The organism is Streptomyces sp. NPDC057474, from assembly GCF_042802555.1.
Classification (GTDB): Bacteria; Actinomycetota; Actinomycetes; order Streptomycetales; family Streptomycetaceae; genus Streptomyces.
Genome location: NZ_JBHVDX010000039.1, coordinates 12,604 through 27,526, shown reverse-complemented (window position 1 = coordinate 27,526; position 14,923 = coordinate 12,604). Strand labels below are relative to the sequence as shown.

Genomic DNA, 14,923 nt, shown 5'->3' with positions numbered 1-14,923 from the left:
GTTTACGGGCCGTTCCCGACGGTCACGCCGACGCGATGTCGCCCCTGTTCTTCGACTGGGGTTTGGGGAGGGCGAGTTTGAGCTCCTCCCGCAGCTCCTGGATCTTCGGATAGCTGGAGTACTGACCGGTGAGCCGATACATCTCACGCAGCCGATCCCACGTGCGGTGGGAGGAGTTGGAGCCCATCGACATCAGGGCGAGGCGGGCGTACCGGTCCGCCTGTTCGGGATCGTCGGCGATGAAGCAGGCCGAGGCCATGGACAGGAAGTCGAAGATCTTCGAACGCTGGCGGCCGTCGACGCGCAGCTCCAGGGCCTTCTCCGCGTAGTGCTGGGCCTGCTTGGCCGCGGCCGGGTCGTGCTCCGCGAGTGTGCGGTAGGCCAGGGCCTGCATGCCGTAGAGGTCCTCCTCCTTGAACATCTGCATCCAACTGGGCGGCGGCACGTCCGCCCGGTCGGAGACGAACAGGTCCTCGGCCCGGCCCAGGGTGCGGCGCATGGCCTGGCCCTTGCCCATGGAGGCCTGCGCCCAGGCCTCGACGGTGTGGAGCATGGCCTTGGTGCGCGGCAGCACCTGCTCGCCGGAGCCGGACTGGGCCAGCTTCATGAGGTCGAGCGCCTCGTCGGGCTTGCCGAGGTGCACCAGCTGTCGGGCCGCCCGGGAGAGGGCCTCGCCGGCACGGGGCCGGTCACCGCCCTCCCGGGCGGCGTGGGCGGCGATGATGAAGTACTTCTGGGCGGTGGGTTCGAGGCCGATGTCGTGCGACATCCAGCCCGCGAGGACGGCGAGGTTGGCGGCAACGCCCCACAGGCGCCGCTGCAGATGCTCGGGGTGACGGTAGGAGAGCATGCCTCCCACCTCGTTGAGCTGTCCCACGACAGCCTTGCGTTGCAGCCCGCCGCCGCGGGCCGCGTCCCAGGCCCGGAACACCTCGACCGAGCGCTCCAGTTCCTCGATCTCCTGCGACCCGATGGGGGCGGCCTCGTAACGGTCGAACCCGGCGGGGTCGGCGTGCAGGGGGTTGTCGAGGTCGGGGGCGTCGGCCGCGAGGGCCGGATCGGTGTGCAGCCAGTCGTGCATGGCGCTGCTGAGTGCGGGTCCCGCGGTGAGCGCGACACCCGCACCCACCAAGCCGCGTCGGTTGAGCATGAGGTCCATTCCCGTGAATTCGGTGAGGACCGCAGCAGTCCGTTCGGGCGCCCACGGCACACCGTCGGGATGTTCCACACTCCCGCCGCCCGGCCGTTTCCCCGTACGCCCGTGCCGGACCAGACCGAGGTCCTCGATGGTCACGACACGGCCGAGACGCTCGGTGAACAGCGCCGCCAGCACCCGCGGCACGGGATCGCGCGGGATCTCTCCCATGTCGATCCACCGCCGCACCCGCGAGGTGTCGGTCGCCAGCTGGGGGTGGCCCATGGCCGCCGCCTGCCGGTTGACCAGTCTCGCGAGCTCGCCCTTCGACCAGCCGGCCAAGCCGAACAGGTCTGAGAGTCGGGTATTGGGTTGTCCGCTCACGTCAAGCCCCCAGGTTCTCGGCTGAGTTGAATGTAGCCCGCTGTCAGTTGCACGGGGACTATTCGCCAGGCTTCGCCAGGGTGCGCTACATGGTGTGCCATGGGCCATCCGGTGTCAGGTAGGAAAGCGCCACCCCGACCCGGTCGCCCCGACGGGCACTCCCCAGGGTGTCCCCGGACGGCCGGGACGGGTAGCGCGTGACATTGCCGGCACACGAAGGGATCTGTCTTCCCCCATGTACGCAGCATCGTCCTCCGTGTCCGCTCCTCCCCGGTCGCTGCACCCCCGCCCGCCGGGCAGCGGCGGCCCCTACCTCGACCCCACGCGTACGGCGGCCCCGATGCTCGGTGGCGGCCGGACGCGGCGCGTGCCGGGGCTCGGCACCCAACCGCTCAGCGGGAGACTCGACCTGTCCGGCCCTCAGGGCGCGCAGCTGCGCACGGCGATCGCCTCGGTGCATCGCATCTGCCCGGAGTTCACTCCGGTCCAGGTGCTGCGCCGCAGCGGCCGCTCGGTGCTGCTCGTCGGTACGACAGGGCGCAGCACGGCCGTCGCCAAGTGTTTACTGGACCATTCCTCCATCTGGGAGGAGCGGCTCAGGCACGAAATAGCCGCATACCGCTCGTTCGTCCGGCACCGCCCCCCGGTGCGAGCGCCGAGGCTGATCGCGGCGGACCCGGACAACTGCACCCTGGTCATCGAGCGGATGCCGGGCCGGGTGGCCGCCCTGCAGCGGCATCCGGTGGAGGCGCCGCCGCGCGCCGACATCCGGACGGCGCTCGGCGCGATCTGCCGGTTGAACGCGTGGCGGCCACCGGCGGGGACGTTCGACGCCCCGCTGGACTACGCGGAGCGGATCTCCCGATTCCATGAGCTGGGTCTGCTCACCGACCGGGACATGGGCGATCTGCAGAAGCTCCTGCACGGCATCGCGCACGCGTCGGGCCGTCAGGGCATGGGCCAGTTCTGTCACGGCGACGCCCTCCTGTCGAACATCCTTCTCTCACCGGCCGGTCCAGTGCTGGTGGACTGGGAGCACGCGGGGTGGTATCTGCCGGGGTACGACCTGGCGACGCTGTGGGCGGTGCTCGGGGACGCACCGGTGGCGCGGCGGCAGATCAGTCAGCTGGCGCAGTCGGCGGGCCCGGCCTCACGGGACGCGTTCCTGGTGAACCTGATGCTCGTACTGACCCGTGAGATCCGTACCTACGAGACGGCAGTGCAGCGTTCGATGCACGACTCGACCCCGGCGGCATCGGGCCCGGCCCACCCTGCTGCTGCGCCGTCCGGCGAGGAACAGCGGCTGCTGCTCAGGCGGCTGCACGACGACTGCCAGTTGGCCCGCAAGGCCGTACGGGCGGCGGTAGGCACTCGCTGAGGGGAAATGGAGGTCCGCGGTGTGCCCTGCACAAGGGCGCGCCGCGGGCCTTCGTCATGTCGGCGGGCCTTCGTCACGGCAGCGGCCCTCATGACAGGGGCAGGCAATCACAGGGGAACCCGCCTCCGCCGGGCATGATTGACGGATCGTCGGCCGACCGATAGCACTGGTGCACGTTCGGCCCCGCACGCCCCCCAACGCCCCACCGTTCCAGGAGGCCGCCTTGCGAGGATCCCCCACCGACCGCAGGCCCACCCCACACCGCAGACGTACCCGTAGAACGGCGTTCGCCGCAGCCCCCGCTGTCCTGTTGCTGCCCCTGCTGGGCGCGGCCCCGCCCGACAGCCAGTCGTCCTCCGCCTCGGCTCGTCTGCAGGGCGCCTTCGCCACCGCGGCCGCCGAGTACGGCGTACCGCGCAGTGTCCTGCTCGGCGTCTCCTATCTCCAGTCCCGCTGGGACGCCCACGGCGGCGCGCCCAGCGTCACCGGGGGATACGGCCCCATGCACCTGACCGATGCCCGTACGGCTCTGGCCGAGGCCCCGCACCACAGCGAGGGCACGGAGGACGCGCGTGGCGACGACTCCCGGGCGCCCCTGGTGGCCGAGGCGGACCTGCCCGACCCAGCCGAACTCCCGTCCAGGCTGCGGACGTTGACAAAGGCGGCCGCACTGACCGGTCTGCCGGCGCGGACGCTGCGCACGGACGCCGAGGCGAATGTGGCGGGCGGTGCCGCGCTGCTCGCCGCCGCGCAGCGGGAGCTCGGCGCGTGGCCGAGCACCGATCCGGCGGCCTGGTACGGGGCGGTGGCGCGCTTCTCGGGCGCCGACGACCGGGCGACGGCGGCGGCGTACGCGGACGAGGTGTTCGCGGTGATCGGCAACGGCGCCGGGCGCGTCACGGACGCCGGCCAGCGGGTGACGCTCGACGCCGAGCCGGGCCTGAACCCGGACACCGGGCAGCTGTCCCGGGCGGGGCTGCGCGCGGCGGCGGTGGACGGCACGGAGTGCCCGACAACGGTGTCCTGCGAGTGGATCCCGGCCCCGTACGAGGAGTTCGGCGACAAGGACTACGGCAACCACGACCTGGCCGACCGGCCGAACTCGCAGCGCATCCGGTACATCGTCGTCCATGACACCGAGGCCACCTGGGACACCACTCTGAAGCTGGTCCAGGACCCGACCTATGTGTCGTGGCACTATTCGCTGCGCTCCACGGACGGGCACATCGCCCAGCATCTGAAGAACAAGGACGTGGGCTGGCACGCCGGCAACTGGTACGTCAACGCGGGGTCGGTCGGCCTGGAGCACGAGGGCTTCCTGGCCTCGCCGGACGCCTGGTACACGGAGGCGATGTACCGGACGTCGGCGCGGCTGGTGAAGTACCTTGCCGACAAGTACCGCATCCCGCTGGACCGTCAGCACATCCTGGGCCATGACACCGTGCCGGGCCCGACGACGGCGACGATCCCGGGAATGCACACCGACCCGGGCCCGTACTGGGACTGGCGGCACTACTTCGAGCTGCTGGGCGAGCCGTTCGGCCCGACGTCCGACAAGAACAGCACCGTGGTCACCATCCTCCCGAACTACGCCGGCAACAGGCCGGAGTTCACGGGATGCGCCGGCAAGGGCGAGCCGTGCGCGGTGCACGGCTCGAGCGCCGTACGTTTGTACAGCGAGCCGGATGTGACGTCGCCCCTGATCAAGGACATCGGCCTGCGGCCGGGCGGCGGTGACTCGACGATCGACGTGAACGACCTCGGTTCGCGGGTCTCCACCGGCCAGCAGTACGCGGTCGCCGGGCGTCAGGGCGACTGGACGGCGATCTGGTACCTGGGGCAGAAGGCATGGTTCCAGAATCCGAAGGGGAAGCCGACTGCGGTCGGCGCGGCCGCTCTGGTCGTGACGCCCAGGAAAGGCGTCGCGGAGATTCCTGTGTTCGGCCGCGCCTACCCGGAGGCGAAGGCTTACCCGGCGGGCGTGCCCGCACAGGCGGTGTCCCCGCTGCCGTACAACCTCCTCAAGGGCCAGAAGTACGTCGCCGGCGGCCGGGTGCCGGGCGAGTACTACTACGCCGTCTCCTTCGACACGACCGGGCACAGGGTCGTGGTCGGTGAGGATCTGTACTACGAGATCCAGTTCGGCCATCGGGTGGCGTTCGTGCGGGCGGCGGACGTGCGGGTGCTGCCGGCCGCGTGAGGACGAGGTCGCCTGAGGGCACGACGAAGGGCCGGGTGCGAGCCCGGCCCTTCGTCTTCGTCCTCTTTTTTGCTCTCGTCTGTTTTTTGCTCTCAGCCCTGCTGGAACAGCTCCGCCGGGAGCGGCTTGAGCAGGGTGTACAGGTCGTCGGTGATGGGGCGGTCCCAGGCGGCGATGGTCACCAGGACGTTGTCGCTGCGGTCGAACTGGACGCAGGAGATCCGGGACTCGGAGAGCTTGAGTCGGCGGACGATCAGGAGGTTGTCGCCCTGCATCACCGGGAGGTCCTCGGAACCGACGACGGTGATGTCCTCCTCGTTCTCCAGCGCGATCAGCAGCTGGGCCACCTCGAAGGGGATCTCGCCGTCGGCGACCTCGCGCGCCGGGGAGCCCTCCGGGAGGTTGCCGATGATCATCGCGGGGCCGCGGCCGCCGTAGAGGTCGTAGCGCAGGAAGACGCCCTGGCAGCTGCCGTCGGGGGCGGGCAGCAGGCCGGCACCGAGATTGCCCGGCCAGTCGCCCGGGTCCATGGCCAGTACGTCGAAGTCGGGACCGGCAGGGGTGGCGCTGCGGCGGCGGAGGAAGGACATGCCGCAATGGTACGGCGTGCCGTGCGACGGTGGGGCCGAGGGAGCGTCGGAGAGCCAGGGTCGTTCTTCGGGTGCGAGGGGCCTGTGGCTGGTCGTGGCCGCGCGGCGGAGCCGCAGAGCGTCACGGCGCCGCGCCCCTTGAGCCGGGCAGCGCCTCCTCGGCTCTCAGCTCGCCATCTCCTTGTGCCGTCGGTGGTGGCGGGCGACGCGGGCGCGGTTGCCGCAGGACGGCTTGCACCATTCCTGGCGGGGGTGCTCCTTGAGGAAATAGCGCACGCAGCGTGGTGCGTGGCAGGCGCGCAGCCGCTGCCGTTCGGGGCTCGCGAAGAAGGCGAGGGCGGCGCGGGCGAGCGCGGCGGTGAGCGGGTCCTCGCCGGTGGCGGGTTCATGACGCACGACGGGTTCGGCGCCGGGGCCCCACGAGAGCACCGGGACGGTCGGAGTCAAAGCGGCGGCCTCGTTGAGGCGTGCCAGGGCCTCGGGGACGGGCAGCAGCCGGGCGGCGTCGGCCGGGCTGGGCTCGCCGGGGCTGACGGCGCGTGCGAACAGGGCCCGGACGGCTCCGCGGAGATCGCGTACGGCGGTGAGTGCGGTCTCGTCGGCGGTGAAGCCGACGGCGACCGGCAGGACGTCCGCGTGTGCCCGGACCCAGGTGGCGAGCCCCATGGGCTCGGTCAGGTCGTCGGCGCCAGCGCCGTTGCCGTCGTGGCGGACGGTCAGGGCGAGGTCCAGGGCGAGCCGCGCGTCCGCACTGATCGAGTACTCCATGGCGCTAATGATAGGCGAGCCATCATCCATTAAATTAAGTCGGCCGCAATTCGAGCAGGGAATTCCGGGCACGCACATTTCTGCGGGAATTCTGGACAATTGAGGGTGAATTTTGGCACGGTGAGGCGAAGCGGCCCGTAAATCGAACACGTGGCCGATTCATTCTGGGGGTCCAGTCATGCCACCCGTGCACCTCGCACCGGATGTCGCCGCCTTCTACGCCGCACAGAGCACCTTCACCGACCCGGGCGAACTCGCCCCGCTCTACGTCGGCCTCCCGCCCGAACCCGCTCAACTCGCCCGCCTGGCACGAGATCTGATGATCCATCGGCTCGAGGGTGAAACGTTCGGTTACGCCATCCCGCAGGAGCGGCTGCACAACGACGCCGAGACGCGCTATCTCGACGACATCCTGCGGATCGTCGTCGAGCGAAACGATGCACCGTTGTCGCACCGCCGCGAGCCCGGGGACCGGTTCGTCGGTGTGTGCCGCGACTTCTCGCTGCTGCACTGCTCGCTCCTGCGCCATATGGGCGTGCCCGCCCGGCTGCGGTCGGGCTTCGCCACCTATTTCGGCAGCAACGGTTTCCACTGCGACCACGTGGTCACCGAGTACTGGGACCCGGCGCGGGGGTGGCTGCTCGCCGACGCGCAGCTGACGGACCCATTGATCGTCGACACCTGGAACATCGACTTCGATCCGATGGACGTGCCCCGCGACCGCTTCCTCGTCGCGGGCAAGGCATGGCTGGCCATCCGGGAAGGCGGTGCGGACCCCCGGTCGTTCGGCCTGCACCCGCCGGAGGAAGGACCGTTGAACGGGGAGTGGTTCGTGGCCGGGAACGTCCGGCTCGATCTCGCGGACATCAACAAGGTCGAGACGCTGCTGTGGGACATCTGGGGCACGGAGACCGAGGCCGGCCAGGAGCTCGTGGACCCGGTGCGCGGACTGTACGACGAGGTCGCGCCGGTGGTGGGTGACGAGGTGCGCTTCGTCGCGGCGCGTGAGCTGTTCGCGGGTCACGAGGGGCTGCGGACACCGCGGACCGTCCTGTCGCTGGCGCCGTACAACGGTCCACGCGAGGTCACCCTCCGCTGACCGGTCCGTCACCGGACAGTACCGGGCCCGGTTCGGTCGCTCCGGACCCCCACCACTACCCCCTCTCCCTGTCGGTGGGCGCCGTCAGGCTCCGGCCGCCCACCGACACCACGCGTACGTCCGCTCAGGTCAGGTCGAACTCGCCCTCGCGGGCCCCCGACACGAAGGCGCCCCACTCGGCGGGGGTGAAGATCAACGAGGGGCTTTCGGGGCTGCCGCTGTTGCGCATGGCGATGAAACCCTCGACAAAGGCGATCTGGACATCTCCCCGCCCCTGGCTGCTCGACCGCCAGTCCGCGTTGCTGAGGTCCAGTTCCGCCGGCTTGTGCCAGCCGTCGAGGGATCGCTGCTCCATGGTGGTCTCGGCCACGTCCGTGCTCCTCCCGGTTCGTCGTCCGCCCGCCAGACTAGCGATCGACCCCCACCGCCGACAGGCCATGTGAGGGGGAGGTTCAGGAGGTGGGCGGTTCGGCGCCCACCAGCCACATCGAGAAGAACTGCGAACCGCCGCCGTAGGCGTGCCCGAGCACCCGACGGGCTCCCTCCACCTGGTGTTCTCCCGCGAGGCCCCGCACCTGGAGCGCCGCCTCCGCGAAACGGATCATGCCGGAGGCGCCGATGGGATTGGTGGACAGCACCCCGCCCGACATGTCGACCGGAAGATCCCCGTCCAGCTCGGTGACACCGGACTCGGTGAGCTTCCAGCCCTCCCCCTCGTCGGCGAAACCGAGGTTCTCCAGCCACATCGGCTCGTACCAGGAGAACGGCACGTACATCTCCACCGCGTCGATCTCCCGGCGCGGGTCCGCGATGCCCGCCTGCCGGTACACGTCGGCCGCGCAGTCCCGCCCCGCGCGCGGCGACACGCTGTCCTTGCCCGCGAACAACGTCGGCTCGCTGCGCATCGCGCCACCGTGCATCCACGCGGCGGGGCGGGGCGCACGGGCGGCCCCCGCGCGGTCGGTGAGGACCATCGCGACGGCCCCGTCGGAGGACGGGCAGGTCTCCGAGTAGCGGATCGGGTCCCACAGCATGGGCGAGGCCTGGACCTTCTCCAGCGTGATGTCGTGCTCGTGGAGGTGCGCGTAGGGGTTCTTGAGGGCGTTGCGGCGGTTCTTGTACGCCACGAGGGAACCGACGGTGTCGGGAGCGCCGCTGCGCCGCATGTACGCCCGGACGTGCGGGGCGAAGAAGCCGCCGGCGCCGGCCAGCAGCGGCTGCTGGAACGGTATCGGCAGGGACAGGCCCCACATGGCGTTCGACTCGGACTGCTTCTCGAACGCCAGGGTCAGTACGGTCCCGTGGATGCGGGCGGCGACCAGGCTCGCGGCGACCAGCGCGGTCGATCCGCCCACCGAGCCTGCCGTATGCACCCGCATCATGGGCTTGCCGACCGCGCCGAGCGCGTCCGCGAGATACAGCTCGGGCATCATGACGCCCTCGAAGAAGTCGGGCGCCTTGCCGATGACGACGGCCTCGATGTCGGCCCATGTCAACTCGGCGTCGTCGAGGGCCCGTCGGGCGGCCTCCCGGACCAGCCCCGCGATCGACACGTCCCGGCGCGCCGCCACGTGCTTGGTCTGGCCGACGCCTACGACGGCCACGGGCTCCTTGCTCATCGCGGATCCCCTTCGAGTACGGCGACCAGGTTCTGCTGCAGACAGGGGCCGGACGTGGCGTGTGCCAGCGCCCGGTCGGACTCACCCCGGTGGATGCGTGCGGCGGCCTCGCCGATCCGGATGAGCCCGGCGGCCATGATCGGGTTGGCGGCCAGGGGCCCGCCCGACGGATTGACCCGCACGCTGTCGTCGAGCCCCAGCACCTCGCGCAGGATCACCTCCTGGGAGCTGAACGGCGCGTGCAACTCGGCGCTGTCCACGGGACGTTCATACGCACCGGCCCGCTCGGCGGCGAGGCGGGTGGACGGCGAGTCGGTCAGATCGCGTACGCCGATGCCGTGCGCCTCGATGCGGTGGTCGATGCCCCGGATCCAGGCGGGCCGCTCGCACAGGTCACGGGCCCGCGCCCCCGCCGCGAGGACCACGGCCGCGGCCCCGTCTCCGATGGGCGGACAGTCCCCGGTGCGCAGCGGCCGTACGAGGTACTCCCCCTGTGGCGCCGAACCCCTCAGCTGGGCATGGGAGTTGGCGGCGGCGTCCGCGCGGCTGCGCACCCCGACCGCCGCCAGTGCCGGCTCGTCCGTGGTGCCCGCGTCGATGAGCGCCCGGGCCTGGAGGGCGGCGAGGGCGACGGAGTCGGGCCACAGCGGAGCCACGTAGTACGGGTCCAGCTGCCGGGTGAGGACGTCCCGTACGGAGCCGGGTGAGGACTTGCCGTACGCGTAGACGAGCGCGGTGTCCGCGTCCCCGGTCTGCAGCTTCACCCATGCCTCGTACAGCGCCCACGCCCCGTCCATCTCGACATGCGACTCGGAGATCGGCGGCCAGGCGCCCACGCCGTCGAGGGCGAGGGTGAAGGAGAAGGCGCGGCCGGCGAGGTAGTCGCTGGAGCCGGAGCAGGTGAAGCCGATGTCGGCGGTCTTGAGCCCGGTGCTCTCCATGACCTCGTGCAGCACCGGCATGAGCATCTCCACCTCGGAGACCTCGTCGCTGGTGCGCCGGTGGTCGGTCTGGGCGAAGGCGACGACGGCGATGTCCCGTACGCCTGCGGCTCGTGGTACCTCGCGCGTCACAGGACCTCCTTGTACATGTCGTAGTCCGCGTCGGGTTCGCCGGTGGGCCGGTAGTGGTCGGGGTAGCGGGCCCCTTCCGTCCACACCGGTTCGACGCGCAGCCCCATGCGCACCTGGTCGTAGGGGATGCCGGCGATACGGCCGTGCAGGGCGAGCCCGGCGCCGTCGAGGGCGATGTGGGCGTAGACGTACGGGACTTCGATGTCGAGATTCGCCGTATGAGCAGCCTTGATGTTGACGATGCAGAACGTGGTGACCGTCCCGCCCGGCCCGACCTCCACCTGTTCGGCCGTGGCCACCCCGCAGGTCGGACAGGCGCCCCTCGGCGGGACGTACACCTTCCGGCAGGACGGGCAGCGCTCGCCGACGGTGCGGCGGCCGCCGAGGGCGTGGATGTAACCGGTCTGGGCTCGGCCGGGCGAGTAGGTGTAGTCGAGGCGGGCGGGGGCGACGATGCCGGTGACCGGGTCACCGAACTCACCGTTGTGACCCGCCGGTTCCACCGCGTCCCCGTCGTACGGCTCGAAGCAGGCGATGTCCGTGATGGCACCGGACCGTTCTTCGGCCCAGCGGACACGGACGCGCATGCCGGTGCGTACGGCGTCGGGGCCCGGCGCGTCCAGGGCGTGCAGCACCGCGGTGTCCGCGCCGTCGAGCCGCACCAGGACCCAGGCGAAGGGGGTGTCGAGGGGCTGGCCGCGGCGCGGGTCGTGGTTCCAGGCCCAGGTGGTCACGGTGCCGGTCGACGCGACCTCGACGAGATCGCGGATCTCCTCGGCGGTGACAGGGTCGTACTCGACGGGCGGGACCAGAACCCTGCCGTCGCCGGTGCGCACACCGAGAACGACCCGCTCACGAAGCCCGGTGAGAAAGGCGCTCTGAACGGGCCCGAGGGACCGGGTGAACGGGAACTCGACGGTGAGGGGCGCTTTGAGGATTGCGGACATCGAGGTCTTCCTCCTTCGAAAAGGGGCGACAGGAGCGCCCCTTCAGGGGCGCGGGGAACTGCGCGACCAGCCACGAACCACCCGCAGCCGAACCACAACCGCCCCCGACAAAGCGCCTACGCCCGCTTGTAAACAGGGGGCCGTTTCTCGGCAAAAGCCCGAGCCCCTTCCTTCGCGTCATCGGTGTCGAAAACAGGCCACCCCCGCTTCAGCTCGGCGGCCAGCCCATCCGCTTCGGTCATCTCGGCCGTCTCGTACACGGACGCCTTCACCGCTTCCACGGCCAACGGCCCGCACGCATTGATCACCTCGGCGATCTCCAGGGCTTTCGTCAGGGCCGTGCCATCAGGCACGACATGCCCGATCAGCCCGATCCCGGCGGCCTCGCGCGCGCTGTACGGCCGCCCCGTGAGCAGCATCTCCAACGCATGAGTGCGCGGAATCTGCCGCTGGAGACGAACCGTGGAGCCGCCGATCGGAAAAAGCCCGCGCTTGACCTCGAAGAGGCCGAATGTCGCCGACTCGCCCGCGACCCGGATATCGGTGCCCTGCAGGATCTCGGTGCCGCCCGCGACGCAGTACCCCTCGACCGCGGCGATCACCGGTTTGCGCGGCCGGTGATGGCGGAGCATCGCCTTCCAGTGCAGATCGGGGTCGGCCTTGAGCCGGTCCCGGTACTGCTGGCCCTCCATGCCCTTGCCCGCGAGGGCCTTGAGGTCCATCCCGGCGCAGAAGGCGCCACCGGCTCCCGTGAGGACGATCGAGCGGACCGCTTCGTCCTCGTCGGCCTCGGCCCAGCCGTCGTGGAGGCCGACGAGCATCGGCAGCGAGAGCGCGTTCTTGGCCTCGGGCCTGTTGAGCGTGAGTACCAGTGTGGCGCCTTCGCGTCGCACGGTCAGGTGTTCCGTACCACCCATCGCTTCCTCCGTCCGGCAGAGCGAGCACGGGGTTCCGTCTCCGGAACGAGAACAGGTTGCAGGAGGCGCGGAGTCAGTACAAGGGTTTGCTGACACACAGTCAGATTTCTTCTGCGCGAGCCCTTCACAGTCACGGCGCCCTTTGCTCTGATGACCGGCGAGCCGATGGTTACGGCACGCGCGTTGGGCACGTCCGGGGTCAGGAGGAGCGCGGTGGAGTACAACATTGCCGACCTGTTCGAGTCGGTGGTCGACGTGGTCCCCGACCGGGCGGCGCTCGCGTATCTCGACATCCCCGGCACGGGCGCGGAACACCGGCTCACGTACGCGGAACTGGACGCGGCGGCCAACCGCATCGGGCACCATCTGCTCGACAGCGGGATAGAGCCCGGTGAGCACGTGGGGCTGCACCTCTACAACGGCATCGAGTATCTGCAGACCGCGCTCGGGTGCCTCAAGGCGCGCATCGTGCCGGTCAACGTCAACTACCGCTACGTGGAGGAGGAGCTGGTCTACCTCTACCGGGACGCGGATCTGGCCGCTCTGGTCTTCGACACGGAGTTCACGGGGCGGGTCGCGGCCGCGCTGCCGCGGACGGAGAAGCTGCGGCATCTGGTGCGGGTGGGGACCCCCGCACCGGACGCGCCCGCGCTCGAGGCCATCGACTTCGCCGAGGCGGAGGCGACCGCGTCCGCCGAGCGGGGCTTCCCGGCACGCTCGGGCGACGACCAGTTCATCATCTACACCGGCGGTACGACAGGCATGCCCAAAGGGGTGATGTGGCGTCAGGAAGACCTGTTCTTCTCGGGGTTGGGCGGTGGCGCGCCGACCGGGGAGCCGGTGAAGTCGCCGGAGGAGCTGGCCGAGCGGGTCGCGGCCGGGGGAGACGGGATCACGTTCTTCCCCACGGCCCCGCTGATGCACGGCACGTCCACGCTCACCGCGTTCATCGGGTTCAACTTCGGCCAACGGGTGGTGATCCATCGCAAGTTCGTGCCCGAGGAGGCCCTGCGGACGATCGAGAAGGAGAAGGTCACCAGTGTGTCGCTGGTGGGCGACGCGATGCTGCGCCCGCTGATCGACGCGCTCAACGGCCCGATGAGGGGCACGGACTGCTCGGCCCTGTTCAGCGTGTCGTCCTCCGGCGCGATCATGTCGGAGACGGTCCGGCAGCAGTTCCAGGCCCTGGTGCCGAACGCGATGCTGCTGAACAACTTCGGTTCGTCGGAGTCCGGCTTCAACGGCACGGCGACGGACGACTCGGGCGCGGGCGACGGTTTCCGCATCCGCGTCCACTCCCGTACGCGGGTCGTGGATCCGGCGACGTACGAGCCCGTCCCGGTCGGTGTGCCGGGCCGGGTGGCCCAGCGTGGCCATGTCCCCCTCGGCTACTACAACGACCCGAGGAAGACCGCCGAGACCTTCTTCGAACGGGACGGCGAGCGCTGGGTGCTCCTCGGCGACATGGCGACCGTCGACGAGGAGGGCGTCGTCACGGTCCTCGGCCGGGGCTCGCAGTGCATCAACACCGGTGGCGAGAAGGTGTACCCGGAGGAGGTCGAACAGGCCCTCAAGGCCCACCCAGACGTGTACGACGCGCTGGTGGCCGGGGTGCCGGACGCCCGCTGGGGCAACCATGTCGCCGCCGTGGTGCAGCTGCGCGCGGGCGCCGCCCAGCCGTCACTGGAGGACATCCAGACCCACTGCCGTACCCGCCTCGCCGGGTACAAAGTCCCCCGCCAGCTGGTTCTCACCGACACCATCCAGCGCTCCCCCAGCGGCAAGGCGGACTACCGCTGGGCGCGGTCGGTGGCGGTGGCTGCGGACGTGTGAGCCGACCCCGGAACCGCGTCAGCGGCCGCTGAGGAAGGCCGTCACACGCTCCGTGAACCCCTTCGGGTCGTCGAGCCACGGGAAGTGCCCGCCGCCGGTCTGGACCGCGAGCCGCGCGTCCGGGAAGAGGCCGGCCGCGCGGCGGGCGAGGTCGGGCGTCGGGCCGGTGTCGAGTTCGCCCGCGTACACGAGGACCGGCGCCGGCAGTTCGGCGAGTGCGGCTCGGGTGGCGGACGGGTCGTAGGCGCCCGTGGAGCCGTAGACGGCGGACGCCTCGTCATTCGTCTGTCCCTCCTCGGCGGCCACGTGGGCGCGGGCGGTGTCGTCCCAGCGGCCGTAGAAGAACGGCATCATGGCATCGTCGAAGGGGCCTCGGCCGGTCCAGGCCGCCTCGAAGGCCGGATACGCCTTGGCGAACCACGGTTCGTCCCTGCGGAGGCGGGCGGCGGTGAGACGGTCCTCGATGGTCACCGGCAGGCCCACCGCCCAGGGGGTGGCGGTGATCAGCGCCAGGCGGGAGACCCGCTCGGGATACCGGGCCGCGTAGAGCATGGCCAGGTTGCCGCCGGCCGAGTGGGCGATCAGGTCCATGCGGTCCAGGCCCAGGTGGGCGCGGAGTGCCTCCACGTCGTCGACCTGGCGGTCGCACCGGTACGTCGCCGGATCGGCGGGGATCGCGGAGTCGCCCGTGCCGCGCAGGTCGAGCAGCACCAGGCGCCGGTGGGCGGTGAGGCCGCCCAGGTCGCCCAGGTAGGCGGAGGCGCGCATGGCTCCACCGGGGAGGACGATCAGCGGGGCGCCCTCGCCGCGCAGATGGTAGGCGAGTTCTGTTCCGTCGGGTGCGGTGAAGGTCGGCATGGGGTCGATCTTCGTGTCGGGCGAGGGCCGCCGCAACGGAGTTCAGCGTCGAGGGCGGAGACGGGCCTCTGCGGGGAGGACGGCGTCAGGCCTCCGCGGGGAGGGCGGGGTCAGGCCTCCGC

Annotated in this window: 13 protein-coding genes; 4 read left to right on the top strand and 9 right to left on the bottom strand. The window is 70.8% G+C overall.

Annotated features, from left to right (window positions below):
• Positions 1 to 22: 22 nt before the first annotated feature.
• Entirely contained in the window at positions 23 to 1,519 is a 1,497-nt protein-coding gene (locus ACFU53_RS14290) for a hypothetical protein (protein ID WP_383990772.1), read from the bottom strand.
• 235 nt (positions 1,520 to 1,754) lie between these two features.
• On the opposite strand from ACFU53_RS14290, the gene ACFU53_RS14285 reads away from it, so the two are divergent.
• Entirely contained in the window at positions 1,755 to 2,897 is a 1,143-nt protein-coding gene (locus tag ACFU53_RS14285) for an aminoglycoside phosphotransferase family protein (protein ID WP_383990769.1), read from the top strand.
• 223 nt (positions 2,898 to 3,120) lie between these two features.
• Complete coding sequence (locus ACFU53_RS14280; RefSeq protein ID WP_383990766.1) at positions 3,121 to 5,097, top strand: N-acetylmuramoyl-L-alanine amidase; 1,977 nt, start codon at positions 3,121 to 3,123, stop codon at positions 5,095 to 5,097.
• 92 nt (positions 5,098 to 5,189) lie between these two features.
• On the opposite strand, the gene ACFU53_RS14275 is transcribed toward ACFU53_RS14280, so the two are convergent.
• Together ACFU53_RS14275 and ACFU53_RS14270 are read right to left on the bottom strand one after the other, a co-directional pair.
• Entirely contained in the window at positions 5,190 to 5,687 is a 498-nt protein-coding gene (locus ACFU53_RS14275) for a hypothetical protein (RefSeq protein ID WP_383990763.1), read from the bottom strand.
• Positions 5,688 to 5,852: 165 nt separating this feature from the next.
• A complete protein-coding gene (locus tag ACFU53_RS14270) occupies positions 5,853 to 6,455 on the bottom strand; it encodes a CGNR zinc finger domain-containing protein (protein ID WP_383990760.1) in 603 nt (200 codons plus the stop codon).
• A gap of 178 nt (positions 6,456 to 6,633) precedes the next feature.
• Here ACFU53_RS14270 and ACFU53_RS14265 point away from each other — a divergent pair, with 178 nt between their 5' ends.
• Positions 6,634 to 7,554 (top strand): transglutaminase domain-containing protein, encoded by a 921-nt coding sequence (locus ACFU53_RS14265; RefSeq protein WP_383990757.1) that lies wholly within the window; start codon positions 6,634 to 6,636, stop codon positions 7,552 to 7,554.
• Between the two features lie 124 nt (positions 7,555 to 7,678).
• Here the strand turns inward: ACFU53_RS14265 and ACFU53_RS14260 are convergent, their stop codons facing one another.
• The 5 genes from ACFU53_RS14260 to ACFU53_RS14240 all read right to left on the bottom strand — a co-directional run bounded on the left by ACFU53_RS14260 (position 7,679) and on the right by ACFU53_RS14240 (position 12,110).
• On the bottom strand, positions 7,679 to 7,924 hold the full coding sequence (locus ACFU53_RS14260) for a DUF397 domain-containing protein (protein WP_351404856.1): 246 nt from the start codon (positions 7,922 to 7,924) through the stop codon (positions 7,679 to 7,681).
• Between the two features lie 82 nt (positions 7,925 to 8,006).
• Positions 8,007 to 9,173, bottom strand: a complete 1,167-nt coding sequence (locus ACFU53_RS14255; RefSeq protein ID WP_383990754.1) for a thiolase domain-containing protein — start codon at positions 9,171 to 9,173, stop codon at positions 8,007 to 8,009.
• Complete coding sequence (locus ACFU53_RS14250; RefSeq protein WP_383990751.1) at positions 9,170 to 10,246, bottom strand: thiolase domain-containing protein; 1,077 nt, start codon at positions 10,244 to 10,246, stop codon at positions 9,170 to 9,172. The genes ACFU53_RS14255 and ACFU53_RS14250 overlap by 4 nt, the downstream gene beginning before the upstream one ends.
• Positions 10,243 to 11,193, bottom strand: a complete 951-nt coding sequence (locus tag ACFU53_RS14245; RefSeq protein ID WP_383990748.1) for a Zn-ribbon domain-containing OB-fold protein — start codon at positions 11,191 to 11,193, stop codon at positions 10,243 to 10,245. The genes ACFU53_RS14250 and ACFU53_RS14245 overlap by 4 nt, the downstream gene beginning before the upstream one ends.
• 116 nt (positions 11,194 to 11,309) lie before the next feature.
• A complete protein-coding gene (locus tag ACFU53_RS14240; protein ID WP_383990745.1) occupies positions 11,310 to 12,110 on the bottom strand; it encodes a crotonase/enoyl-CoA hydratase family protein in 801 nt (266 codons plus the stop codon).
• Between the two features lie 213 nt (positions 12,111 to 12,323).
• Here ACFU53_RS14240 and ACFU53_RS14235 point away from each other — a divergent pair, with 213 nt between their 5' ends.
• Complete coding sequence (locus ACFU53_RS14235) at positions 12,324 to 13,943, top strand: acyl-CoA synthetase (protein ID WP_383990742.1); 1,620 nt, start codon at positions 12,324 to 12,326, stop codon at positions 13,941 to 13,943.
• A gap of 18 nt (positions 13,944 to 13,961) precedes the next feature.
• Here ACFU53_RS14235 and ACFU53_RS14230 read toward each other — a convergent pair whose 3' ends face one another.
• Positions 13,962 to 14,801 carry an alpha/beta fold hydrolase gene (locus tag ACFU53_RS14230; protein ID WP_383990740.1) on the bottom strand — a complete coding sequence of 280 codons (840 nt, stop codon included), beginning with the start codon at positions 14,799 to 14,801 and terminating at the stop codon, positions 13,962 to 13,964.
• Between the last annotated feature and the right edge of the window lie 122 nt (positions 14,802 to 14,923).